Annotated in this window: 21 protein-coding genes; 12 read left to right on the forward strand and 9 right to left on the reverse strand. The window is 67.4% G+C overall.

Features of this window, described 5'->3' with window-relative positions; translation table 11 throughout:
* The first annotated feature begins 78 nt into the window (after positions 1 to 78).
* The 7 genes from EV137_RS22990 to EV137_RS23015 all read left to right on the forward strand — a co-directional run bounded on the left by EV137_RS22990 (position 79) and on the right by EV137_RS23015 (position 3849).
* Positions 79 to 264: a DUF8129 domain-containing protein gene (locus EV137_RS22990; protein WP_134003526.1), complete on the forward strand. Its 186-nt coding sequence runs from the start codon at positions 79 to 81 to the stop codon at positions 262 to 264.
* A gap of 78 nt (positions 265 to 342) precedes the next feature.
* Positions 343 to 1161: an endonuclease/exonuclease/phosphatase family protein gene (locus EV137_RS22995; protein WP_166679978.1), complete on the forward strand. Its 819-nt coding sequence runs from the start codon at positions 343 to 345 to the stop codon at positions 1159 to 1161.
* A gap of 89 nt (positions 1162 to 1250) precedes the next feature.
* Complete coding sequence (locus EV137_RS23000) at positions 1251 to 1472, forward strand: hypothetical protein (RefSeq protein WP_134130680.1); 222 nt, start codon at positions 1251 to 1253, stop codon at positions 1470 to 1472.
* 2 nt (positions 1473 to 1474) lie between these two features.
* Entirely contained in the window at positions 1475 to 1630 is a 156-nt protein-coding gene (locus tag EV137_RS41125; RefSeq protein ID WP_202871076.1) for a flavodoxin family protein, read from the forward strand.
* A gap of 6 nt (positions 1631 to 1636) precedes the next feature.
* Positions 1637 to 1969, forward strand: coding sequence for a flavodoxin family protein (locus EV137_RS23005; RefSeq protein ID WP_202871077.1), 333 nt, complete (start codon positions 1637 to 1639; stop codon positions 1967 to 1969).
* Between the two features lie 141 nt (positions 1970 to 2110).
* A complete protein-coding gene (locus tag EV137_RS23010; protein ID WP_134130681.1) occupies positions 2111 to 3202 on the forward strand; it encodes a carboxylate-amine ligase in 1092 nt (363 codons plus the stop codon).
* Positions 3199 to 3849, forward strand: coding sequence for a HemK2/MTQ2 family protein methyltransferase (locus EV137_RS23015; protein WP_134130682.1), 651 nt, complete (start codon positions 3199 to 3201; stop codon positions 3847 to 3849). The genes EV137_RS23010 and EV137_RS23015 overlap by 4 nt, the downstream gene beginning before the upstream one ends.
* A 37-nt stretch (positions 3850 to 3886) precedes the next feature.
* Here EV137_RS23015 and EV137_RS23020 read toward each other — a convergent pair whose 3' ends face one another.
* From EV137_RS23020 to EV137_RS23050, 5 genes are all read right to left on the reverse strand, one after another.
* On the reverse strand, positions 3887 to 4519 hold the full coding sequence (locus EV137_RS23020; protein WP_134130683.1) for a hypothetical protein: 633 nt from the start codon (positions 4517 to 4519) through the stop codon (positions 3887 to 3889).
* 701 nt (positions 4520 to 5220) lie between these two features.
* A complete protein-coding gene (locus EV137_RS23035; protein WP_134130684.1) occupies positions 5221 to 5607 on the reverse strand; it encodes a nuclear transport factor 2 family protein in 387 nt (128 codons plus the stop codon).
* A gap of 353 nt (positions 5608 to 5960) precedes the next feature.
* Positions 5961 to 6800: an LLM class flavin-dependent oxidoreductase gene (locus EV137_RS23040; protein ID WP_166679979.1), complete on the reverse strand. Its 840-nt coding sequence runs from the start codon at positions 6798 to 6800 to the stop codon at positions 5961 to 5963.
* A 67-nt stretch (positions 6801 to 6867) separates the two neighbouring features.
* Entirely contained in the window at positions 6868 to 7854 is a 987-nt protein-coding gene (locus tag EV137_RS23045; protein WP_134003542.1) for an aldo/keto reductase, read from the reverse strand.
* A gap of 305 nt (positions 7855 to 8159) precedes the next feature.
* Positions 8160 to 9878 carry a hypothetical protein gene (locus tag EV137_RS23050; protein WP_134130686.1) on the reverse strand — a complete coding sequence of 573 codons (1719 nt, stop codon included), beginning with the start codon at positions 9876 to 9878 and terminating at the stop codon, positions 8160 to 8162.
* Between the two features lie 491 nt (positions 9879 to 10369).
* On the opposite strand from EV137_RS23050, the gene EV137_RS23055 reads away from it, so the two are divergent.
* From EV137_RS23055 to EV137_RS23070, 3 genes are all read left to right on the forward strand, one after another.
* Positions 10370 to 11287, forward strand: coding sequence for a hypothetical protein (locus EV137_RS23055; RefSeq protein WP_134130687.1), 918 nt, complete (start codon positions 10370 to 10372; stop codon positions 11285 to 11287).
* Between the two features lie 163 nt (positions 11288 to 11450).
* Entirely contained in the window at positions 11451 to 11708 is a 258-nt protein-coding gene (locus tag EV137_RS23060) for a hypothetical protein (RefSeq protein WP_134130688.1), read from the forward strand.
* Between the two features lie 738 nt (positions 11709 to 12446).
* Entirely contained in the window at positions 12447 to 13034 is a 588-nt protein-coding gene (locus tag EV137_RS23070) for a hypothetical protein (RefSeq protein ID WP_134130689.1), read from the forward strand.
* 139 nt (positions 13035 to 13173) lie between these two features.
* Here EV137_RS23070 and EV137_RS23075 read toward each other — a convergent pair whose 3' ends face one another.
* Entirely contained in the window at positions 13174 to 14136 is a 963-nt protein-coding gene (locus tag EV137_RS23075; protein ID WP_134130690.1) for a S41 family peptidase, read from the reverse strand.
* Positions 14137 to 14980: 844 nt separating this feature from the next.
* Here EV137_RS23075 and EV137_RS23080 point away from each other — a divergent pair.
* Both EV137_RS23080 and EV137_RS23090 read left to right on the forward strand, forming a co-directional pair.
* Positions 14981 to 15934, forward strand: coding sequence for a hypothetical protein (locus EV137_RS23080; protein WP_134130691.1), 954 nt, complete (start codon positions 14981 to 14983; stop codon positions 15932 to 15934).
* 201 nt (positions 15935 to 16135) lie between these two features.
* The gene (locus EV137_RS23090) at positions 16136 to 16552 is read left to right on the forward strand and encodes an ester cyclase (protein ID WP_134130692.1); all 417 of its coding nucleotides are present in this window, start codon (positions 16136 to 16138) and stop codon (positions 16550 to 16552) included.
* Here the strand turns inward: EV137_RS23090 and EV137_RS23095 are convergent.
* The 3 genes from EV137_RS23095 to EV137_RS23105 all read right to left on the reverse strand — a co-directional run bounded on the left by EV137_RS23095 (position 16531) and on the right by EV137_RS23105 (position 21647).
* Positions 16531 to 17346 carry an NAD-dependent epimerase/dehydratase family protein gene (locus EV137_RS23095; RefSeq protein WP_134130693.1) on the reverse strand — a complete coding sequence of 272 codons (816 nt, stop codon included), beginning with the start codon at positions 17344 to 17346 and terminating at the stop codon, positions 16531 to 16533. The two genes, EV137_RS23090 and EV137_RS23095, sit on opposite strands and share 22 nt — an antisense overlap.
* Positions 17347 to 17348: 2 nt before the next feature.
* On the reverse strand, positions 17349 to 17717 hold the full coding sequence (locus tag EV137_RS23100; RefSeq protein ID WP_202871078.1) for a MarR family winged helix-turn-helix transcriptional regulator: 369 nt from the start codon (positions 17715 to 17717) through the stop codon (positions 17349 to 17351).
* 171 nt (positions 17718 to 17888) lie between these two features.
* Entirely contained in the window at positions 17889 to 21647 is a 3759-nt protein-coding gene (locus tag EV137_RS23105) for a S8 family serine peptidase (protein ID WP_134130694.1), read from the reverse strand.
* Positions 21648 to 21758 lie beyond the last annotated feature (111 nt).

Below are 21758 nucleotides of genomic sequence, written 5' to 3' on the forward strand. Positions count from 1 at the left end.
GAACGGGGTCGGGCACCGGATGCCTCAGTCCAGCGAACCGACCAGAGGATGTGGCCAACGATGCAAAGCAGAGTCAGGATGGCGAGCGATCGCGCTTCCCTGCCGGTGCCGGAGTTCGACCTCCTCCCGGCCCGATGCCTGCCGTCACGCATCCAGGCTCTGGACGTCCAGCAGGTGGAGCAACTGATCGGGTACGAACGCAACCACGCGCAGCGGCTCGAGGTCCTGAACGTGCTCGAGCACAGACGCGTTCAACTCCGATGAGGTCACACGACAGACGCGGGCGGCGGGTGCTGACCGCGATGGGTTTGCGGCCGGGTACTGCGGCGGGGAGGAGGTCGTGTGGACGGGAAGATCCGGGTGGCGACGCTCAACGTCTGGGGCCGGCACGGGGACTGGACGACGCGACGGCGAGCGCTGCGGGAGTGCTTTCGGTCGTTGCACCCGGATCTCGTGGCGCTGCAGGAGACGATTGTCGACGGCACCGGTGATCAAGTGCGTGAGATCTTCGGCGAGGACTATCACGTTCTTCATCAGGGTCGTCGTACACCGGTCGGACTAGGGTGTTCGATCGTCAGCCGGTGGGCGCCGGACCGGGTCGAGGAGATCGACCTGGTGGTTACCGGACGAGTCGATGCGCACGACTTTCCCGGACGATCGACCGCAGCGGAGTTCGCCACCGAACTGGGGCCGGTGCTGTTCGTCAACCACAAGCCGAACTGGCAGGTCGGGTACGAACGAGAGCGGGAACTGCAAGCGCTGGAGGTTGCCCGCTGGATCGAGCGACTCGTTGAGGACCGCGACGACGTGCACGTTGTTCTCGGCGGTGACTTCGATGCAAGGCCGGAGACCGCGAGCGTACGGTTCCTGACCGGGCGGCAGTCGCTGGGCGGCCTGAGCGTGAGCTACCAGGACGTCTGGGAGTTCGCCCGGCCAGGAGAGAGCGGCCACACATTCACCCTCGACAACCCGCTCATCGTGGCAGAGGCCGACTGGGCCCGCATCCCGCCGCGGCGCATCGACTACCTCATGGTTCGGTGCGACGATCGTGGGCCGACCCTACGGATCCACTCGGCCGACCGGTTGGCTGATCAGTTGGTCGACGGCACCTTCGGCAGTGACCACTTCGGAGTCACAGCCGACCTTGGGCCGGTCGACTGACGACCGGTCCCGAGGAACCGCTGCAGTCCCCGTTTCGCGCTTGATGGCGCGGGAACCCGGCAGGGACGGGCGAGCCGAAGGAGAAGATGATGAGCCAGGCAGGCGAGGACGACTACCGTCCGACCCTCGACGACGTGGACCCGAGTGCGCTGGCGGTCAACTCCGTGGACGACGACGTACGTGTCGCCGCGGACCCGTCGGAGACCGACATCGTCGACTCTGCCGGCGAGACGCACCGAGTCGACCAGGATTCCAACGGCGGCGAGGTCCTGCCACCGGACGGGACGGTCAGGTCAAGGGATGAGGAGTAGGCATGCGGGCGCTGGTTCTGAACTGCACGCTGAAAGCGTCGCCGGAGCCTTCGAACACCGATCAGTTGACCGACGTGGTGGTCGAGGCGTTGGAGAAGGCGGAGGTGGAGGTGAGCCGGATCCGGTTGGCCGATCGCAACGTCAAGCCTGGGGGGTGAGTAGCGATGAGGGTGCCGATGGACGCGATGCTGAGCGAGACCGACGACCAGGACCGGCCGGTCGCCTACGACCGGGTTGCCGGTGTTGTTGTCACCGGCAATGAAGCCGGTGCGCATCATGTGACCTCCGAGATCTGCGGTGGTTTGATGGACATCGGTTACACCATCCCGGGCCAGGCGTGGACGTACTGGAACAAGGGGCCCGGTCCTGGTCCGAGCTGTTCGGAGACCGACGAGGGCCACGAATGGTCGGCGAAGACAGGTCGCGCGATGGCGAGCAACCTGATCGCGGTCGCCGAGGCGTTGTCGGAGCACCCGGTCCCGTCCGTGCCGAGCTGAGCACCCGCAGCGGATGGGACATGCACGGACCGGCCTGGCGTAGGCACCTCGCTGGGTAGGGGGCGGAGAACTGTCGGGTGTGGGTTCTGGTGGGGACGAGCTGGGCACCGGGTGGGGGCGGTGTGGAATCCGGAGGGGGCCATGAAGGACACCTTGGCGAGGGCCGAGTATTTGCGGTCGGTGTTCGCCGGCACGGCTGCGGGGACGGTCGGGCTGGAAGAAGAACTGCTGCTGGTGGATCGCCGGAGCTGGCTGCCTGCGCGGGCGTCTGAGGTGCTGGCTCTCGTGGACGACGCCCGGATCAAGCAGGAGTTGCCTGCCTGCCAGGTGGAGATCGCGACCTCGGTGCACAAGGATCCGGACGTCGCTGTCGCGGAACTGCGCAGTTGCCGGTCGCTGCTGGCGGACGGCTGTGGCTCGGGCCTGGCTGTGGTCGCTGCGCCGGTTCACCCATTGGTCGACGGACCTGTGGAGTTGTCGGCAACGGCGCGAGCAGTCGGTCTCGACGACCGGTACCGTGAGGTGATCCGTCGGCAGCTGGTGTCGTCGTTGCAGGTGCACCTGGCGTTCGGTGACGCCGACTGCACGTTGGCGGTCTATCACGCGTTGCGAGATCTGCTGCCGGAGTTGGCCGCGCTCGCAGGCGCCGCACCATTCGTCGGCGGACGCGACAGCGGCCTCTGCTCAGTGCGTCCGGTGATCGCCGCGCAGTTGCCGCGCCAGGGTGTGCCGCCGATCATTGCTTCGTGGGAGCAGTTCGCCGCCGACCTGTGCTGGGCGGTTCGCGGGCGCGCCGTCGACGACCCGTCGGAGTGGTGGTGGGAGCTCCGGCCACATGTCCGCTTCGGCACGCTCGAGCTCCGGGTCCTCGACGTACAGGCGACGACGGATCTGACGAGCGCGATCGTTCGGTTCGTCTATGCACTGGCCGCCAGGCTGGCCGAGCTGCACTACCTCGGTGAACTGCCGGCGCCGGCGCCGTCCTGGCGGATCGCGGAGAACCGCTGGGCAGCGCTCCGGGACGGCGTCCGGGGTGAGCTTCTCGACCTTCGTACCGGCGTCGCCCGCCCGACCCGCCGACGCCTGCATGAACTCATCGATGCCGCCGAGGGGCATGCGCCGGGTGGATTGGCCGACGCACGGGAACTGGTCGAGAACCCTCCGGTGGATCACCTTCGAATGCTCGGTCCCGACCGGGTCGTGCCGTGGCTCGCGGAGGTGTTCACCGCATGAAACTGGTGACGCTTCCCGGGGTCTTCGCGCCGATCTCCGACTCGTGGATGCTCGCCGACGCGATCCGCGAGGAGCGACTGGACGCGCAGTCGCGCGTGCTCGACATCTGCACGGGTAGTGGCTTGCTGGCGCTGACCGCGGCGGACTGTGGTGCGGCCGCGACTGCCATCGACGTATCACGGCGCGCGCTGCTCACCGTCCAGCTCAACGCGTTCCGGGCCGGCCTGCACGTGCGGACGCTTCGTGGCAGGACGTTCGGGCCGGTCGCGGGGGAGCGGTTCGATCTGATCGTCAGCAACCCGCCGTACGTGCCGTCCTTCCGTCCCGGTGTGCCGGCCTTCGGCGCCCGCCGGGCCTGGGAGGCGGGGTACGACGGGCGCATCGTGCTCGACGCGCTCTGCGATGGCGCGGCCGCTCATCTTCGCCCGGGGGGAGCGCTACTGGTGGTGCATTCGTCGCTGATCGGGATCGAGCGGACGATCGAGCGGCTGCGGCGTACCGGCCTCGTGGACGTCGAAGTCACGGCCAGGGTCCGAGGTCCGCTAGGGCCGTTGATGCGCGCGCAGCAGAAAGCCGGGCTGATCGCCGCGGACATCGAGGAAGAGGACGTGGCGATCGTCCGCGCGTGTGCGCCGCCGGCCGGCTGATCGACAGTGGACGGGGGGCCGTCCTGCTCGGGGTGGGTCAGTCGGCGACTTCGCGGTATCGGACACGTTCGTAGCGGAAGAAGCTGAACATGAGGACGACGAAGGCTGTCGCGCCGACCGGGTAGGCGATCGGCAGCGCGTCGCTGCCGACGACGCGTACGACGAGCAGCGTCGTACCGATGCCGGCGATCGCCGCGGTGATCAGAGCCGCGGTGGTGGCGATCGAGAACACCTCGGGACGCTTCTTGGTACCCAGCATCGCGAGCGCCTCGGTGGTATCGGGAGGATCGTCGTGCCGGCTGTACTTGCCGAAGTAGGCGGCGTGGTCGGTGTCGAGATTGCGGTAGTACCGGCGGATCCGGGCGATCGACTGCTGGTACATGAGCCCCTGCAGACCGGTCTCGACGAGCCGGATCGTGGTCACCACACCGAGTCCGAACAGCAGCGGCAGGAGGGCGGAGATGAATGGCCAGAACACGTTCTCGTCGTGCACGGTGAAGCCGATCGCGACCATTGAGCTCGACATGGCCAGGATGAACGAGGTCAAGCGGTTGCCGGCCTCGGAGATCGCCGTCCCGGCCGCCGATTGCAGGACGTAGTGCTCGGTGGTGAGCGCCCCGAGCAAGGTGGCACGTTCTTCGCTGTCCATGGCGGCCCGGTACCCAGTCATCGAGATCTCCGAGCCGAGCTGGCTGGATCGCGTACGTGCCGGTGCTGTGGGTACCGGCGAAGGCCGCGCTCGACCTGGGAGGCGCTGATGGCGACATGTGAAGTGTGTGGCAACGAGTACGACGGGCGTTCGTGGTGATCACGCCCGACCGGCAGGAGCATGTCTTCGACAGCATCGAATGTGCGGCGCACGCCGGCGCCGACGCGGTCAGCGACCGTGCATGATCCACGATGGGTTTGGGGTTCATCCCCCGGACCCCCGGGGGCACCGCTCTCCCCATGCGGTGGGCGCGGATCGCTGAGCGGGCTGGGGATATCGCGGACCACGGTCATCAACGCGGTGAGCTCTGATGCGCCGCCGAGGTATGCGCGCAGGCCGGGTCCGACGTCGTTCACGGTGTTCAAGCCTGCGGTGCGGGCGCTTAGTCGGAGGTGCCGGACATGCCGGCGACGGTGCTGGCTGAGCGGGTGGCTGGACGGGGTCGATCCGGTGGTTCCGCGAGAACGTTTGCGTCCCGGCCACACGATCCGGCTGACCGGATCGTGTGGCAGCCCGGTGATGCCGCGTAGTGCGACCTGTGTTTCCCGCCGCGCACGATCCCGCTCGAGGACGGCACCGCGAAGCTGTTGCCGGTGCTGGTGATCGCCGCCGCGCACTCACGGTTCAGCACCGGGCGGATGATCCCGACCCGGAAGACCTGGTCAGTTGAGGAGCCCGTCGATGGGGGCGTTGTCGACGTAGATGCGTTGGTCGGTGAACTTGCCGTCGGCGAGGGTGAAGATCGAGCAGGCGTTGATCTTCATGACGGTGTCGTCGTGGAAGCGCCAGATGCTCGTGACCTCGAAGATGACCACGCCGTCGTCTTCCTGCCAGACGTTGATCAGCGGGTGGGCCAGCGACGCGACCTTGCCGAGCAAGGTCGTCATCTGGTCCAGCATGGCGACCCGCCCGTTGATCGTCGGGGCGTTGGCGAAGGTCAACGAGACGTCATCGGCATAGTAGGAGCCGAGCCGGTCGAAGTCCTTGGCCTCCATGGCGTCGAAGTAGTCGGTCAGGAGGTCGATGGTGGGCTGGTCGGCTCGAGGCATGACAGCTTCCTTCGCTGGTGATGACGGACTGGTCCACTCGTCAAGCAGGGCTCAGGCTGTCGGGCCATCGCCATCTCCGCCGGAAAGCCTTCGGACTCCACCACCGGACCGGTCAACCCGCCACGAGTGCAACCCCGACCTTTGAAGAGGCACTAGATCGCAAACTCGACGCGGGCACGTTCAGCCTCACAGCAACTCACCGCTTTACTCACCGGATTGAATGAACATACCGAGCACAGTCACCAACAGCTGCTCACGATCGGGACTGCTCGATGGATGTCGGGACGCTGTCAAGACGAGCGCTCGCGCTGCCGGCCGGTCTCGATCGAGGTCGGGCCGGAGCGCGCCAGCCGTCATACCTTCAGTCGACTGACTGCCTTCTCGAATGTCCCACGCTCGTCCGGCTTCGGGGCGTAGCAGACGATCTCGTCGAACCCGATGTCCCGATAGCGCTCAGTCAGCCTGGGCAATGCGTCAGCGTCGGACCACGGCTGCAAGGACCCGTACGCGAGCAGGATGCGGCGAACAGTGCCGGGTTCGCGATCCCGTTCCAGGCAGAGTCGGTCGAGCGCGCGCATGCGTTGGATCGACGCGTGATAGAAGTCTTCTTCAGCCGCCTGGCCCGCGAACGTGACCCACGCGTCGGCGTAACCGGCTACCACCTCGAGACTCGCCGAGGCATTCGCGGCGACGATCAGCGGGATGCGCTGCTGTACGGGCGCCGGGCTCATCGCGGCGTCGTGATACGAGTAGTACGCGCCGTCGTGGTCGCTCGCATCGCCGGAGAGCAGCCGGTCGACGATTCTGACGAACTCATCGAGCCGCGCCGACCGCTCCTTCGCCGGCCACGGTGGCACGCCTGCCATCGCATGATCCGTCGGCCACATGCCGGCACCGACGCCGAGCTGGAAGCGACCGGCCGAAATGTGGTCCAGCGTGACGGCCTGCTTGGCCAGGAGCATCGGACTGCGGAACACCACGTTCGCAATCAGCAGGCCGACCGAGATCCGGGTCGTCGTCGCAGCCCATGCTGCGAGAAGCTCCGGACCGGCGTGCACAGGAGTCGACGGGTCCCGAGGATGGCGGATGTTGTCTCCAGTCCACAACGCGTCGAAGCCGACATCTTCGGCTGTCGCAGCCCATTCCGATGCTTCGTCCCATGTCGCGGGATTCACCTTGAGTCCGTACCGCATATGTCCCACCCCCGTCTGTGCACGTGATCCATTGGATTGCGCCCTGTGCGCCTGATCAAGGGCTGCGTCAATACGCGGCATCGAGCTTCGCGCGCTGCTCCGTGGTCAGCTCGAGATCGACAGCTGCGAGGCTCTCGTCGAGCTGTGCCACCGAGGAAGCGCCGACAAGCGGAATGACCGGGAGGTCTCCTCCGATCAGCCAGGACAGCACCACCTGGTTCGCGGTCGCACCGGTCTCTTCGGCTACCTCGCGGAGCGCCGCGAGCCGCACCGGCGTGCCCGAATGATCGAACTCGGCGCCCAGCGGCTTGTCGGTGCGTACGTACGCACCGGACAGCAACGGCGAGTAGGCGACCAGCGTCAGCTCGGGATTGGCCCGCAGGTAGCTGAGCAAGTCCCCACCGACCACGCCGACGTTGCCGTCAGGCGAGCGCAGGGTCGGCAGGTCGGTGCGCCGGCGAAGGTAGGTGTGATGGTATTGAAGAACCTCGTACGTCGGCAGCCCGGCAGAAGCCGCCAGGCTCAGGGACTGTTCGAGTCGCCACGCCCAGTGGTTGCTCGCACCGAGCAACCCCACGGCGCCGGATCCAACCAGCTCCGCGAACCCCTCGACCGTCTCCTCTACCGGCACCTCAAGATCGTGGATGTGTGCGTAAAGGAGGTCAAGTCGCTCGACGCCCAGCAGTTCGCGGCTGCGCTCCGCAGATTCACGGATGACTTTCGCCGACAGACCTTCGATGTCAGGGGTGAATTCCCGCATCGGGACGTTCGGCCGCCCGCCGAGCTTCGTCGCGATGACGACCTCGTCGCCGATGCCGCGGCTGCGCCGCCATCGCCCGAGCAACTGTTCGCTCTCGCCGCCCTGCGTGCCGCTGAGCCAGAACGCGTAGTTGTTGGCAGTGTCAACGAATGTGCCGCCGGCCTCGACGTATCGGTCCAGGATCGCGTACGCCGTCGTCTCATCTGTGGCGGTACCGAACAGCATGGCGCCGAGGCTGAGAACGCTCACCTCGCGTCGCGTCTGCGGATCGTTGCCTATCGTGCGGTATCTCATGGAAGGTCCTTTCAGCGGCCCGTCGCCGGGCGATTGAACAGAGTGAACCTCCTAGAGAAGGCTCTAGGTCAAGCGCATCAGCGCAGATCGAGGATCGATGCCGGCGCCCGGCGGACGCCGATGGACAGGGTGTCTACGGTCAGCCGCTGCAGCGCCACCTCCGCCGCCGCGAGATCCTGCACGCCGAGACCGATCAGCTTCGCGATGGAGATCTGGGTTTCGTTCTCGGGATGCGGCCACCCGGCACGATCTCTCCCAACTCCGCTCTGATGCTTGCTTCGGTGATGACTTTCGCCATCACCACACTAGAAGGGGTTCCAGCGGGTCAGGACGAGGATGAGGACGCAGACGGCTACGTAGATCGCGTTGATCAGCAGGACCGGCGAGGGACGGCGGGCGATCGGCTCCTCCGGCAGACCGGTGTGCGAACGCAGCCGGAGCGTCTCGAACACGGCAGCGACGTTGGCCAGCTCCTTGTCCGCGATACCGCCGACAACATGCCAGTCGTCACCTGCCTCCAGGCTGAGCCCGTCCTCCTCGACCTCGACCGAATCCACGACCCGCCACGACAGGCGCCGCTCCAACCAGCCAGTGCGAATCCACAGGTCGGTCGCGGTGGCAGTCACCCGGAAGAGCGCACGTGAGCCGAGTGAGTGCACCAGCGGTGCACCGATGCCGGTCACCAGGACAGCGGCGCACCAGTCTCCCCAGGTTGCAAAGGTTCCGACGGCGAGCGGGGCGACGAGCAGTACGGCGACGAGCGCCGGGAGATTCCACCAGGACCGCGCCCGGAGTGGCACCTCCCACGGCAGCGTCGGGACCTCCCGCGCCGGCTCGATGGGTGGCGGGGCGGGTGCGTCCTCGGCCGGCTTGAAGTCCTTCGGCAGGCGGCTTGCGGTTTCGTTGTACCAAGGCAGCTGTCTGGGTGCCCGGAACGGGCTGGTCGGCCGCAGCGCATGGGTACCGATCATCAGCGTCGGCCAGCTGCCCTCAGCGAGGTCCCCGACGAGCAGTGCGTCGCCTCGGTACCGCCTGAGGGTTTTCGCCCACTCTTGTGTGAGTTTGGCCGGGGCAGCGGTATGGGCGGGGACGAGGTCGTCGGGTTCGGTGTGGAGAAAGCCCAGCAGGACCGTGCCGTCGGCGGACCGAACCGTGAACGCGTCGGAATAGTGCCGATCGATCCGAACGGGCATGGCCGGGCCGCTCCAGGACGTCCGTGGACGGGCTCTGCGGAGGCGGAGGTCACGGAGGACGAACAGGAAGGACACGGCCCAGGCAGCACTGGCCACCGAATACCAGTACGTGTTGTCGGCCGGCTCTGCTCGGAGCCGGAGCCAGTGTGGGTCGGCCGGGTCGACCAGCACCGGTACCTGCGTGCCGGTGTCGTAGTCGTCCAGCGGAAGCACGCTGCGGGTGGCGCCGTCGGGCAGTTGGAGTACGACCTCGCCGTCGTCGTTGATGCCTTTCACGACGGCGATCTTCTCGACGGCACGTCGTACATGCGTTTCCTCGCGTTGGTCGAGCGCATGCATCACGCCGAGCCCGGCGGCGCCGACCAGCACCAGACCGGCTGCCACGAGGAGCCGGATGGTGACGCCGAGCGGTGCGGCCGCCGGAACCTGGACCTGGCCGCGCGGCATCCGCGCGGACAAGGACCGCTGGCTGCGGCGGCTCAAGAAGATCCAGATCAGCAGGAGCGCGCTCAGCACGCCGTAGATACTCCAGGCGACCTGTGCGCCGGCGACATCGTCGTACCGGAGTTCCAGGACGAGGAACAGCACACCGGCCAGGACTGCGGCGCTCGGTTGCCACCACAGCAGGGCGAGTGACGCGAAGCAGGCGACGACAGCCAGCGAGAACGCCCTATCCGGGCCGCAGACCGTGGGGTTCTCGACGGAGCAGGTGCCGGAATCAGCGACGGTCGACGCCACGATCGCCCCGAGCCAGAGGGCAGGCAGCAGCCAGCGATAGGTCCAGCTCGGTACGACGGTGCGAGCCCAGCGGGCCGCGAGAGCGCCTGTCATTCGAGAACTGTAAGGTCAGCGGGCCCTTTCCACGCGGCCTTCGTCCCAGACCGGCTCGTCGGGTTCGTAGACCGAACCGTCGGCGCCGAAGACGGCGCAAGCGGTGCCCGCGCGACAACGCAGCACCGAGCCGTCACTGTTACAACGACTGCAGGTCGCCAACGCACGCAACCGTGAACTCGCCGAAGGCAAGCAGCGACGCGGTCGGCAACTCGCGCAGGCCCTCGGCGAGTTACGAGCGATCGGAATGACAGCCGGACTGCCGGCTGATTCGTGCTCAAGAACACTTGCACTGGGCAACGTCTTGGACAAGGGCCCTGAATCCCGACCTCCAGGTCAGCCTCGGCGGCATGCCCGCCTTGAACGAGCGCGAACTAGGATGATTGTCGGTGTCGAGAGGGGCCGCCAATGTCGCAACCACGGGTTCGGGGCAAGATCGAGGTCTACCGGGTCGTCGAACGCGCCGCCCACGGCCGGCTGGGTGGGGCGGCATGAGGCGCCGCGAAGCCAGGCTCGATCGGAGGGTGGCCGCGTTGTTGGCGGCCAAAGCGTTCACCGAGATTCGCTATCTGGCCGGGGACGTCCGGCGCAGGTCGGAAGACAGCTCCTCTGATGAGGATCTGGACCGCATCAGGTTCCTGGCCGATCTGTGCCACAACATGCCGGGGATCGCCCAGCCACGTCGCTGGCAGCAGTCCCGCAGAGGCGCCTCCCCCACTAGCCTTGAGCAGGCGATGGCGAAGCGGCCGATGAGCTGGATCTGGAACACCAGCAGCCACGAAGGGCGCGCATGGATGCTGGCCCACATCGAACAAGAAGTGCGAACCTGGACGCCACCGCCGCTGCTACCGTTGCATCGCAAGGGCCCGGCGCCGATGATTCCGCGGCACCGGGCCGGCGTTCTACTGGGGCGCTGGCCGGTCCGAGCCCCCGCCGGGCGCCAGCCGCTGTCTGCGGCAGCACACGTTCTCAAGGCCCTCGATACCGATGCGGTCTGCGCCCTGCACGAGGAGGCCGGACGGCTCCGGCTCGGCCTCGGCAAAGGCGGGCCGTGGCTCCGGGCCCACCTGGATCCCGACGGCGTCCACTATCTGGTGCCGGATCCGGCGGACTACTACTGGCCCGGCAACCCAGACGGTCGAGGTGGCGAGATCCGCTGGTGGCAGTGCACCGCACTCCTGCGGATGTATGACGGCGAACAGGTCAGCAGCATGGTCTCCGTGCTCCCAGAGACCTTCACAGCGTTGCCCTCGACCCTGCCCCGAAGGGAACAACTCCGACTCGTCCACCTCGCTCGTGCCACCGAGCGAGACACCGACCTCTGGGGCCGGGACCACGAGGCCGAATGCGACCCACAACTCTGCGGCTACGTCGCCGAAGCCACCGACAACCCTCCGCCGGCCAACTGACGAGGCAACTCTGCTCACCGCTGTCTGCAGAGGACGCCAGACATCCGCGCACACGACCTCGGAGATCGGCGACCACACGCCGACAGATCTGCGGAGCAGACACACCGCACGGGTGGGCCGCGAGCACCTGTCTCGCCGCGACGCAGCATGTGATCATTTGCAGGTGATCCCACGACCGTTCTTCGATCGACCGATCCAGACCGACCCACTCTTCTGGGTTGGGATCGTCGGAGGGCTGACGATAAGCGTCATCGTTGAGGTGCACCAAGATGCCTCGACCGGGGACTTCATTTGGGGGGTTCTCACGGGCACCTTCTTCTTCACGTGGTGGATCGCTGGGCTTCTCCTGTCGACGATCCGACACCAGTTCCGCCGCCGTCGGGCGACGAAGCAGTCCGAGGACCAGGTCGCGACGGAGTGAAGCATCGGCAGTCGGCTTTGCCAACCAGACTGTGGACGGCTGTAGACCACCTGGCGTGGTTCTGGCGGCCAGCACGCTCATTGCTGGAGGTGGCAGCGTGGCCGTGTAGACCAGGGTCGACGGCGGATCAGCAACTTTAGCCAGCGCAATCGCCCATCGCGATCGGATCGTCGTTCTCGGCCGGGTGGCGCCGTTCGGCATCGGCGTTGTGATTGGTGGTGGTGCCAACGCTGCCCTTGCCGCTCTGGCGGTGAGAGCCGGCCGTCGCGCATTCGGTCCACCTCCCGAATCGTGGGCCGGGCCAATGGACAGCACTGCCAACGCCTGGGACCCGAACGGCGATTGAGGCACTCAGCCGTCGGCGACGGTGGCAGTCGATAGCGACGCATCAGGCCTTCGCGTTCGTGCGAGGTGCGGGTGCCGTTGTCGAGGTCGTGTGGGTGTAGCCCTCGCCCAGGCCCGCCGAGGAAATGTTTCCGGCGGCGCGGACTTACGCCGAGCTGGTAGCGCCTGGAGGCTTGGTCCCGCGGTACCGATGGGCTGTGGGGGCATGCCGAAAGAGTTCGGGCGGAGCAGCATGTAGTTATGGCGGCGAGGGATTTGGTGTTCGGGGTGGGGGACAGGGTTCGGACTTGGGGCCGGTTCGTGGCCGGGGCGGACGGTGATTGGTTGGACCTGGCCCGCGTGCATGATTTGACGTGGAAAGCCCCGGGTTGGAAGTCGGATCGGTCGGTTCGGTTGATCGGGGCAGATGGCGAGGCAGTCGCTGCCGGCATCGCAGCGAACCGAGGTCTGGGCTACGTCTCGGTGGTTGGGATCTGGGGCGACGAGAGCATCGAGGTCGAGGTGCTGTCGGCGGAGATCCCTGCTCGGGAGGCGCGTGCAGCTCGGAGGGACCCGCCGTGCCCGCCGCCGCCCGGTGGCTGGCGGCACGGCGTGGTCGAGCTGGACGTTGACCTCCGCGACCGCGAGTCGTCCGGACCGATCGTCAACCTGGCGATCTTCCGTCCCTCCCCGGACCAGGAAGTCTTGGTCGTCGCTGCCACCGATGTGGACGCGGTGATCCGGCGGTTGTCGCCGAAACTGCCACGACAGTTATGCGTGGTGCCCAGCCGGTTCACCCGCGCTCAGATCGACGAGGTGTACGACGTCCTGCACGCCAATGGGCGAGACTGGCGCCTGGAATCCTTCGGCACCGGCTCGGATGAGCAGGCTCAGCCGTTCATCGCGGCGAGGATGTTCCGGGTTACCGCTGAGATGGCTGAATGGGCCGACGCGCTGCCCGAGGGACTGGTCCGCCTCGAGCCGACGCTGAGCCCGGCATGACAATGCGGTCGAGTAGCTGACCCGTGATCACCGCCGCGATGATGCGCGACCTCCTCCGGTTTGCTGTGCCTCCGGTTGCGGGACCGTGCGGTTGTCGTTCTGCGGACTGCGGTCAGTACGTTCTGTCGGTGGAGTGTTGCTATTTGGGCTGCGCGAGGCACCAGTCGATGGCGGTGTCGTGTCCGGATCTGTCGGTGTTCCAGTCTGGATCCATTCGCTGGTCGGGGAAGACGGCGGCGGTATCGGCGTCGGAGAAGCGGTAGTGCCGGGTTGCGCAGTGCGCACGCAGGCCCGATCGGGGTAGATCGAAGGTGCCAAGTTCCTGGTAGCCGACGGGCCGGGCGCCGGTGGGCTCGCCGACAAGGATGGCTTCGGTTTCGCGGCGGAAGTCGGTGGCGGTGACCATTGCGGCGGAGTAGGTGTTCCTGCCGATCAGTACGTACAGACCGCCGGGTCGGTTGATGGTCGGCAGCCTCCAGATCGGGTAGATGAGGTTGTGGCGGGCGAGGGTGTAGTCGCCGCCGCCGTTGTCGCGAAGGTCGAGGATCAGTCGGGCTGGTGCGGTGTCTTGCAGGTGCGCAATCAGTTGTCCAGCGGCCTGTTCGAGGCCGTCGTAGCGGCGGAAGTTCGCGTAGGTCGCGCCTGTTGTGGGAAGTGCGGTGTAGGCGAGCGGTTCGTCGGGGTTCCGCATCCGGAGCGGGGCGTCCGCCGACGGCGGCGGCCACGACGGTGCCGTCCCAGGTGGTAGGGATGCCACCTCGGCTGTGAAAGACGCGTCGTTCTGGCCGACGAAGCTGAACTCGCCGGCGGCGGTGTCCGGCAGGCAGTTGAGGGCAGCGAGCACGTCGGCGCGGGTGAGTCGATCCGCACTGCGGGCCCGCTCGTGCCAGGCGTTCTCGCCCTGTGGAATGAGTGGCTGGAGTCGCCGGTCTATCTCCTCGACGGCGATGCCACCGATCGCAACCAGTCGGGCACCGAGCACTCGAGGGTTGTCAGTGAGTGCCTTCACTACCCGCAACTGGTCGCCGTACCAGAACAATTCCAGCGGAAAGCGTCGGTAGTGATCGTCGGTCTCGACGCTGGTGTGGCCGTCGCCGATCATCGCTGCTATCTCGTCGAAGCCGACCAGGATTGCGGTGCCGGACAGAGCTGGGATCCGGTCGTGGAGGCGGGCCACTGTGGCGTCGAACTGTTCCGGTGAGATCGTGTGGAAAGGGTTGCGATGCCGCTCGAGGAGGCCGCTGGCGAGGGCATCGAGGTCTGCGTGCCAGTCGTCCGGCTCCATGAGCCGCAACCTCTCGGCAGCGGTCGGTCCTGGTCGATCGTCTGCCGCTGTTGCGGCGAACATTTCGGACGGTCTGCTCGGGTCCTTCGTCGTGTCTGCCATCTGTCCTCCAACCTCTACTGAGTGGCTTCCGGACGCATTCAGTGCCGCATCGGCAGGTCGACTCCCCGGCTCGCCGCCGTGCCGGTGGATCGTGAGAGACATGTTTCGAGAGTAATCTCTCGGATTGTCCTCGACAACACGATCAGTCCGCAGACCGGGCAGTCACCGTAGTAGGCATAGCGTTCGCGGCGACCTTGGTAGTCGCTCCACCAAGCTCCCAGCCGTTCGACTGGATTCACGGGCTCAGCGCCAGGCCGTGAGTGAGCGTTCCAAGCTGGCTACTAGTCGAGCGGGGCCTCCGGCCAGACGGCCGAAGTCAGGCACTCGAGCACTGCGGTTCAGGGGATCAGTCCGACGGCCGTTGGCACCGCGGCGGGCCAATCACCACCATTCCTTGCGGGAAAGGCGATCCTGACGGCCACTTCGCGTGTCCTGCAGGCAGATGGCCGGCGTTGCAACAAGGTGCAATCGCGGCGCGTTCTGTCCCTCGCGCACGTTATGCTCGCGCACGATCTCGAGGCCCATCGAGGTCGCTCATGTCTTGAGGGGGATTCCCAGTATGAAACTGCAGCGCTTCGCGCTCGCCTTGGCCGGGGTCGGCATGCTCGCCGCCACGGCCGCCGCCGGCCCGGCCACCGCCGCCGTCCGGTCCGACCCGACGCCTGCGATCGCCAACCCGGCCCAGGGCAACCTGAAGACCACGCCGAACACCAAGCTCGCCTCCGGGGGATGCGTGCAGGACGTGGGCTTCAACACCCCGAAGCCGGGGATCAACGACGTCCTGGTCACGCCAGGCAAGCCGCCGCGCGGTGAGTTCTTCACCGAGTTCCCGTTCGTCGGCACCCGTCTCAACACGACGTGGTACGGCGTGCAGACCGACGCGCACTTCTACTACCACAGCCTGTTCGTGCAGAACGGCACGCTGTACCGCGGTGTCACCTACTTCGACACCGACAACGCGCGGCCGACGTACGCACGGATCGGCTCCGGCTGGACCAGCTTCACCCAGCTCGTGACGTCGAACTACGCGATCACCGCGCCGAACCGCTCGTACCTGTACGGGCTGAGCACCAACGGCAGCCTGTACCGCTACGCGGCGTCGGGTGCCACCTTCCGGGCGCTCGGCCACTTCCCGGGCTTCAAGGGCTTCAAGGCGATGACCGTTGTCTCCGAAACCCCGACCTACGACACGCTCCTGATGACCACCAAGGCGGGCGCCCTCTGGACGGTCCGGATCCCGGCCGCGGCCTCGACCAAGCCGATCCTGAAGCTGGTCCGTAGCGCGGGCTTCGCGGCGTACGAATCGCTGGCCGCCAGGGAGTGCGGCGCCAGGGGCGGCACGCTGGTGACCGGTTTCGACAACGAGACCGACTCGGCGTACCAGTACGCGATGAGCAAGTTCAACGGCTCGAAGACCGCGGTCACGTCCTACGGCCGGGTCACCGGCGGCACCATCCCGGGCACCGGCATCTTCTCGGTCACCGGCCACTGGAACCAGTTGGTGGGGGAGTGATCCTGCAGTAGTGCAGAGCCGCGGGCGCCGCTTGATGCGGCGCCCCCGGCTTGTTTCAAAGGTCCTTCTGGTAATCGATGGCTCGGGTCACGATGTGGTAGCCGGGTTGTTCGTTGATGCCGATCATGTGGTTGTTGGACTCGGCGTTCCAGTTGTCGAGGCATACTCGCCGGCACGCCGGATGATTTGGAAGGAGAACCCGTGGTCCACGAGAACCTGGAGTCGACGTACCTGGCGTACCTCGACGTATTGAACGGCCGGCGGTTCGACGAGCTGGACCGCTATGTGTGCGACGAACTCGTCTACAACGACAAGCTGCTGACCCGCCAGGAGTACGCCGACATGATCGCGGAGGATGTTCGTGCGGTCCCGGATCTACGCTTCGAGGCTCACCTGCTGTCCACTGGTGGTGACATGGTGGCCTGCCGGCTCTGGTTCGACTGCACCCCGACAAGTACATTCCTCGGCCTAGAACCGACAGGGAGGGCGGTCTCCTTCGCCGAGCACGTCTTCTACCGGTTCGAGGGCGGACGGATCGCGCACGTCTGGTCCCTCATCGACCGCGATGCGGTCGCGTCCCAATTCAGCGGTTCGGGTCAGATTCTTCCGTCGCGATAGGCCTGGTAAGCGGTGGGCACCTTCGGTCGGAAGCCGAGGCTTCGAGCGAGGGAGATGTCCATGTGGCCTTGCCAGGGGTTGGACAGGGGCTCGCCGGAGGACTCATAGGTCGAGCCGACGAGTTGGGCCATTTCGTAGGCGGTGAGGGGTGAGTCGTCGGCAATGTTGACCGTTTGGCCGTCCAGTTCGCCGGTCAGGGCGAGGTTGATCGCGGTTGCGATGTCCTCGTGGTGGATGACGCTGAGTTTGCGCGCAGGATGCCATCCCATTTCGGCCAGTTGGTTCCGGGCCGCTTCGAGATGACCGTCCTGGTCGCCGTACACGAAGGGGAAGCGCAGGATCACCCAGTTCAGCCCGCTCGCGCGGACTTCCGCCTCGGCCTGGATCTTGCTGGCCGGGTAAGCGTGCGTCGCGGTCGTCGCGTCGGTCTCGCGACCAGGATGGGTGAGTTCTGGACCGTAGACGTTGGAGGTGCTGGCCAGCAGGAATCGGGCCTGGGGACTGATGGCTTGCGTTGCGGCGATCAGGTTGCGGGTCCCGTCCAAGTTGACCGCCCAGATCCGGGCTTCGTCCGTGGTGCGGAATGCGGCGGCCAGGTGAACGACGGCCGTGACGCCGACCAGGGCTTTGGAAAGCGTCTCCGGATGCAGCACATCTCCCTCAACTGGCTGAATCCCTTCCGGAATGGTCTTACCGGGACGCACGAGCGCTCTGCAGTCGGTACCGTTCGCGGCGAATCGCTTCAGCAGACGTGAGCCGACCAGGCCGGTGCCACCGGTGACGAGGATCGTCATGGTTACTTGATCTCCGTTCTGTGGTTGACAAGACGTTCGGTGGCTTCGCTGAGTACGCGCTGGGCGGTTGCCAGGTCGGTCGGATCGACTCCGGCGAAGGCGACGGTGGTGATCAGCTCGATCGGATCCGGGATCGTGCTCCAGAGATCGGTGCCGGCCGCCGTGATGCGCAGGACCTTCTGGCGCTGGTCCGCGTCGTCGGCAAGCTGTTCGATCAGCCCCTTACGGACGAGAACGCCGGTGATCGTGCTGAGTGTCGCTCGCTCCACTTCGAGCAGGCGGGTGACCTCACGCTGGTTCAACGGACCGTTGATGGCGAGCAACTGGAGCACGTACCACTGGGTGTGCCCGAGATCGTAGGGACGCAGCACCGAATCCATCAGAGCCCGGCTGGCCAGGAAGTATCGCTTGGCCCAGGCCCCAGCGCCGTCCAGATCAGGGGTTCGTATTCTGTTAGCCACCTGACAATCTTGTCAGGTGGCTAACAATTAATCAAGGGACCAACACTCGGGCGGCCGGCGCCCGCCGGCCGCCCGCTCGCATTATCTGAGCCCGAAGGCCCGGACGATCGTCTGGCTGATGCCGCCGCCGTTGCGCTGCTTGGCGGTGACCCGCACCGACACCTGCCCGGCCCGCGGCGGTGCCTGCAGCCGCGTCTCCCAGCTGCCCTTGCTTTCCTTCAGTTGCAGCCGTTGCCAGGTCGCCCCGTCGTCGTACGAGACCTCCAGCCCGACCGAGACCACGGCGTCCTGCCGGGCATTGCTGCCCAGCACCACGGGCTTGACGGCGAAGACCGAGTTCCGCTTCGCCCGCCCGGCCGCGTCGACGTCCACGCCGTAGTCGAGCTGGGCCAGCGGCAGCGGCTGGTTCTCCGCCTCCCCGGACGTGAAAGTCCACTCGGTGTGCGTGCTCGTCGAGTACGGCGTCAGCTCGGCGTTCCCGACGGTGTCGGCAACCAGGCGGTACGGCCGCTTCTCCGGCGCCAGGTCACCCACGCCGAAGTCCGGCCGCGGACCGTTCCCGACCAGCTTCTCCTCGCCCTGGTACAGCGCGAAGCTGCGCGTCATCAGCGAGTCGCCGCTGTGCGCGGACCCGCCGTCACCGAACCCGGCGATCATGCCGCCCATCGCGTTGCCGACCCGGTGCGGGAGCTCGAACTCGAGCATCCGCGGCCGCACGATCGGACCGAACCAGCGCTGGCTCTGCACGCTGCGCGGCTGGTAGCTCGTGATGTCGGTGAATGTCGCCCAGCCGTTGATCGAGGCGTACTGCTGCCACTTCGCGCCTGCCGACACCCAGTCCGTCCGGTGCCCCACCGCGGGCTTCGCCGGGAACCGCGGTACCCGGATCGACCCGTACACGGCGTACGGGAAGGAAGCCGGCCAGTACTCGTACGCCGGGCTGTCCTCGCGACTCTCCAGGACCTGCTGCCCGTTCGGGGGAGCGAAGTCGTTCTCGATCCGGGCGAGGCTGCCGGGGTCCGTGGCCGCGGACGGGTCGTCCGGGACCTTGCCCTGGTGGTAGTCGACCAGGTCGTACAGGTACGACGGCACCGGGTTGGCCGCGACGGTCAGCTCGGTCCGGTGCGTGGTGAGCTTCTTGATCAGGGCCTCGCCGTCGTCGAGGGTGAGCGACGCCGTCGGGATCGGGCCGGGGGTCCGGCCGTCGGCTCCGCCGTACCAGTCGTTGTAGCGGCCGATGCCGTCGTTGACCACGAGCAGCATGGCCGCGCCGGCGGCGTGCGCCGCGGCGGCCCGGTCTGCTGGCGGTACGTCGATGCTGTTGCGGATGACGACCGCCTTGCCGCGCGCGTCCAGACCGGCGTACTCGGCGGGCGTGCCGGTGCCGGCGAAGACGGCCTGGACGCGCGTCGTGCCGGCGCGGAACGCCGGGGAGCCGGGCTGGACGAGCAGCGAGTCGTCGAGGCTGCGGCCGTCGTAGCTGATCGTCAGCGGTGTCTGCTCGGCCCGGAACCGGGTGGTCAGTACGAAGCTGCCGGTGCGGACCTTGTTCTTCGTCGGCAGCGCCCAGAAGCTGTCGTAGTCCGGCGGCGGCATGAAGATCTCGTGCAGCGCCGCCCTGTCGTCGGGGGTCGGCTGCGCCGAGGTGAAGGACCGGAAGAGGTCGAACCTGCTCGTGGTGACGGTCGTCGGCTTCGGCGTGTCGACCTTGATCGGACGGCTCCGCGACGCGTCCAGGACGACGGTCCGGTCCGCGGTCAGGTCGACCTCGGGCGCGGTCAGGAAGGCCAGACCGAGCGAGTGCGGGCCGTGGCTGCCGGGCACGTCCAGGGTCGAGACGATCGTGTACGAGCCCGGCGCCCAGCGGCTGGTGAGCTCGCCGTCTGTTGCCCACAGCACGGTGGATTTCCCGTCCGCGCCGGTGACCTCGACCTCACCGCTGACCGGCTTGCCGGCCTGGTCCTTCAGCTGGACGTTCAGGTTGTACTTCTTCGGCTCGACGGCTAGCCCGACGGCCGTGTGCACAGTGCCGGTCGAGGAGGTCGCGATGACCTGGGCCGCGTACTGGCCGGGAGCCAGGCCGTTCGGGTCCGCCGTGAAACCGACCGCTGCGGTGCCCTTCGCGGGCACTGTCACCTGGTCCGCGGCGAGGCGGAAGATGCCGGCGTGGTCGGTGGACAGCCGCAGCGTGAGCGGGTTGTCCGTGGTGTTGCGGTAGCTGATCTGCCGCTTGACCGGCGTCCGGGCCGGCTTCGGCGACCACTGGACGAGCCCGGCGTCGACCGATCCGCTGGCGGTGAGCTGACCGTGCAGCGAGGCTGCCGCGACGTCGACCCGCCCGGTCCCAGCCTGGTACGGCGTGTACGCGGGCGTCAGCTTGCTGGTGCTCATCAGTGCGTCCTTGAGCTGCTGCCCGGTCCAGTCCGGGTGTTGCGCGGCGAGCAGTACGGCCGCACCGGTGACGTGCGGAGCCGCCATCGACGTACCGCTGTCGGTCCGGTAGTAGCCCTCGCCGCCGTCGTTCGTGTACTGCGACCGCGCGGCCAGCACGTCGACGCCGGGTGCGGTCAGGTCGGGCTTGAGGCCGTCGTCCATCAGCCGCGGGCCGACGCTGGAGAAGTCGGCCAGCTGGTCCGAACCGTCCACCGCGCCGACGGTCAGGGCGGCGTCCGCGGTACCCGGTGAGCTGACGCTGTACGGGCTGCTCCCCGAGTTGCCCGCGGCGATCACGAACAGGACACCGGTCTCGGCGCTCAGCTCGTTGACGGCCTGACTCAGCGGATCGTCCTGGGTGTGCCAGGCCGGCGTCCCCAGGCTCATGTTGATCACCTTGGCGTGCTCGGTCCGCGCCGCCCACTCCATCCCGGCGATGATGCCGGAGATCGGGCCGGAGCCGCTGTCGCCGAGCACCTTGCCCACGATGAGATCGGCGTCCGGTGCGACGCCACGCTCCTTGCCGTCCGAGGCCGCGCCGGTACCGGCGACGGTCGACGCGGTGTGCGTGCCGTGGCCGTTGCGGTCGACGACGTCTTCACCGGCCACGAAGCTCTTGGTCGCCACGATCCGCGGTGCCAGGTCCGGGTGTCCCAGGTCCACACCGGAGTCCAGCACCGCGACCCGCACGCCCGTGCCGGTCACGCCCGCCGCCCACGCCGCGGGCGCGCCGATCTGTGCGGTGGTGTCGGCGAGCATCGTCCGCGCCTTGCTGTCGAGCCAGACCTTGGCGATCCCCGTCGCGAACGAGGGCGCCGCGGCGGTGCTCGCTTTCGCCCGCGCGCCGCTCTGCCCGGTCAGCGCCGACCAGAGCGCGGCCGCTTGCGTCTTCTCGGCCTTGACGGCCGCGCCGTCGACCGACGGGAGGTCGACCGTGGTGGTTGTGCCCGGCAGCGCCGAGCGGCGCGCGGACTTGGCGGCCACGCCCGGCGAGCCCGTGACGATCAGCGGGAGGTCCTTGCTCCGGGCGTTGTCGTATCCCTCGGCCACCAGCTCGCTGACGTTGAACAGCTGCTTGTCGAGCTGCCCGGTCGCCAGGTACGGCATCGCGGCGCCGGGGTAGACGAACGTGTCGCCGTTCTCGACGCTGATCCGTACCGGTCCGGTCGACCGGGGAGCACGTACGACGGCCTGCACCGACACGGCGCGGCCGGGCCCGGGTGCGATCGTGACCTTATCTCCGGTGATGAGCGTGAGGTCGAGGGGTGTTCCCCCTGGCGCGGCCGCGCCGCCGGCGGTGGGGAGCGGTGGGGGTGGTTCGGCGCCGGCCGTCGTCGGAGTGGCAAGACCGACGACCAGGAGAAGCGCAGCGGCCGGCACGAGTAGCCGACGGGCAGAAGAACGCATGGTGTCCTCTCGGTGGTCAGGAGTGACCGAATCTGATCAGCACCGAGGACAGGTGTAAACGAATTGCCCGTTTTCGCCAGCAACACCGGGATTTGGCAAGAATGGGCACCC

This window comes from Kribbella pratensis (genome assembly GCF_004366075.1).
Classification (GTDB): Bacteria; Actinomycetota; Actinomycetes; order Propionibacteriales; family Kribbellaceae; genus Kribbella; species Kribbella pratensis.

Coding starts and splice junctions, on each gene's coding strand:
- EV137_RS23005 (WP_202871077.1), top strand. CDS start 1,637: ATGAGGGTGCCGATGGACGCGATGCTGAGCGAGACCGACGACCAGGAC.
- EV137_RS23055 (WP_134130687.1), top strand. CDS start 10,370: ATGAGGCGCCGCGAAGCCAGGCTCGATCGGAGGGTGGCCGCGTTGTTG.
- EV137_RS23015 (WP_134130682.1), top strand. CDS start 3,199: ATGAAACTGGTGACGCTTCCCGGGGTCTTCGCGCCGATCTCCGACTCG.
- EV137_RS23010 (WP_134130681.1), top strand. CDS start 2,111: ATGAAGGACACCTTGGCGAGGGCCGAGTATTTGCGGTCGGTGTTCGCC.
- EV137_RS23105 (WP_134130694.1), bottom strand. CDS start 21,647: ATGCGTTCTTCTGCCCGTCGGCTACTCGTGCCGGCCGCTGCGCTTCTC.
- EV137_RS23020 (WP_134130683.1), bottom strand. CDS start 4,519: ATGACTGGGTACCGGGCCGCCATGGACAGCGAAGAACGTGCCACCTTG.
- EV137_RS23095 (WP_134130693.1), bottom strand. CDS start 17,346: ATGACGATCCTCGTCACCGGTGGCACCGGCCTGGTCGGCTCACGTCTG.
- EV137_RS23000 (WP_134130680.1), top strand. CDS start 1,251: ATGAGCCAGGCAGGCGAGGACGACTACCGTCCGACCCTCGACGACGTG.
- EV137_RS23045 (WP_134003542.1), bottom strand. CDS start 7,854: ATGAGATACCGCACGATAGGCAACGATCCGCAGACGCGACGCGAGGTG.
- EV137_RS41125 (WP_202871076.1), top strand. CDS start 1,475: ATGCGGGCGCTGGTTCTGAACTGCACGCTGAAAGCGTCGCCGGAGCCT.
- EV137_RS23080 (WP_134130691.1), top strand. CDS start 14,981: ATGAAACTGCAGCGCTTCGCGCTCGCCTTGGCCGGGGTCGGCATGCTC.
- EV137_RS23040 (WP_166679979.1), bottom strand. CDS start 6,800: ATGCGGTACGGACTCAAGGTGAATCCCGCGACATGGGACGAAGCATCG.
- EV137_RS23050 (WP_134130686.1), bottom strand. CDS start 9,878: ATGACAGGCGCTCTCGCGGCCCGCTGGGCTCGCACCGTCGTACCGAGC.
- EV137_RS23075 (WP_134130690.1), bottom strand. CDS start 14,136: ATGATCGGCGACGGCCACACCAGCGTCGAGACCGACGATCACTACCGA.
- EV137_RS22990 (WP_134003526.1), top strand. CDS start 79: ATGGCGAGCGATCGCGCTTCCCTGCCGGTGCCGGAGTTCGACCTCCTC.
- EV137_RS23035 (WP_134130684.1), bottom strand. CDS start 5,607: ATGCCTCGAGCCGACCAGCCCACCATCGACCTCCTGACCGACTACTTC.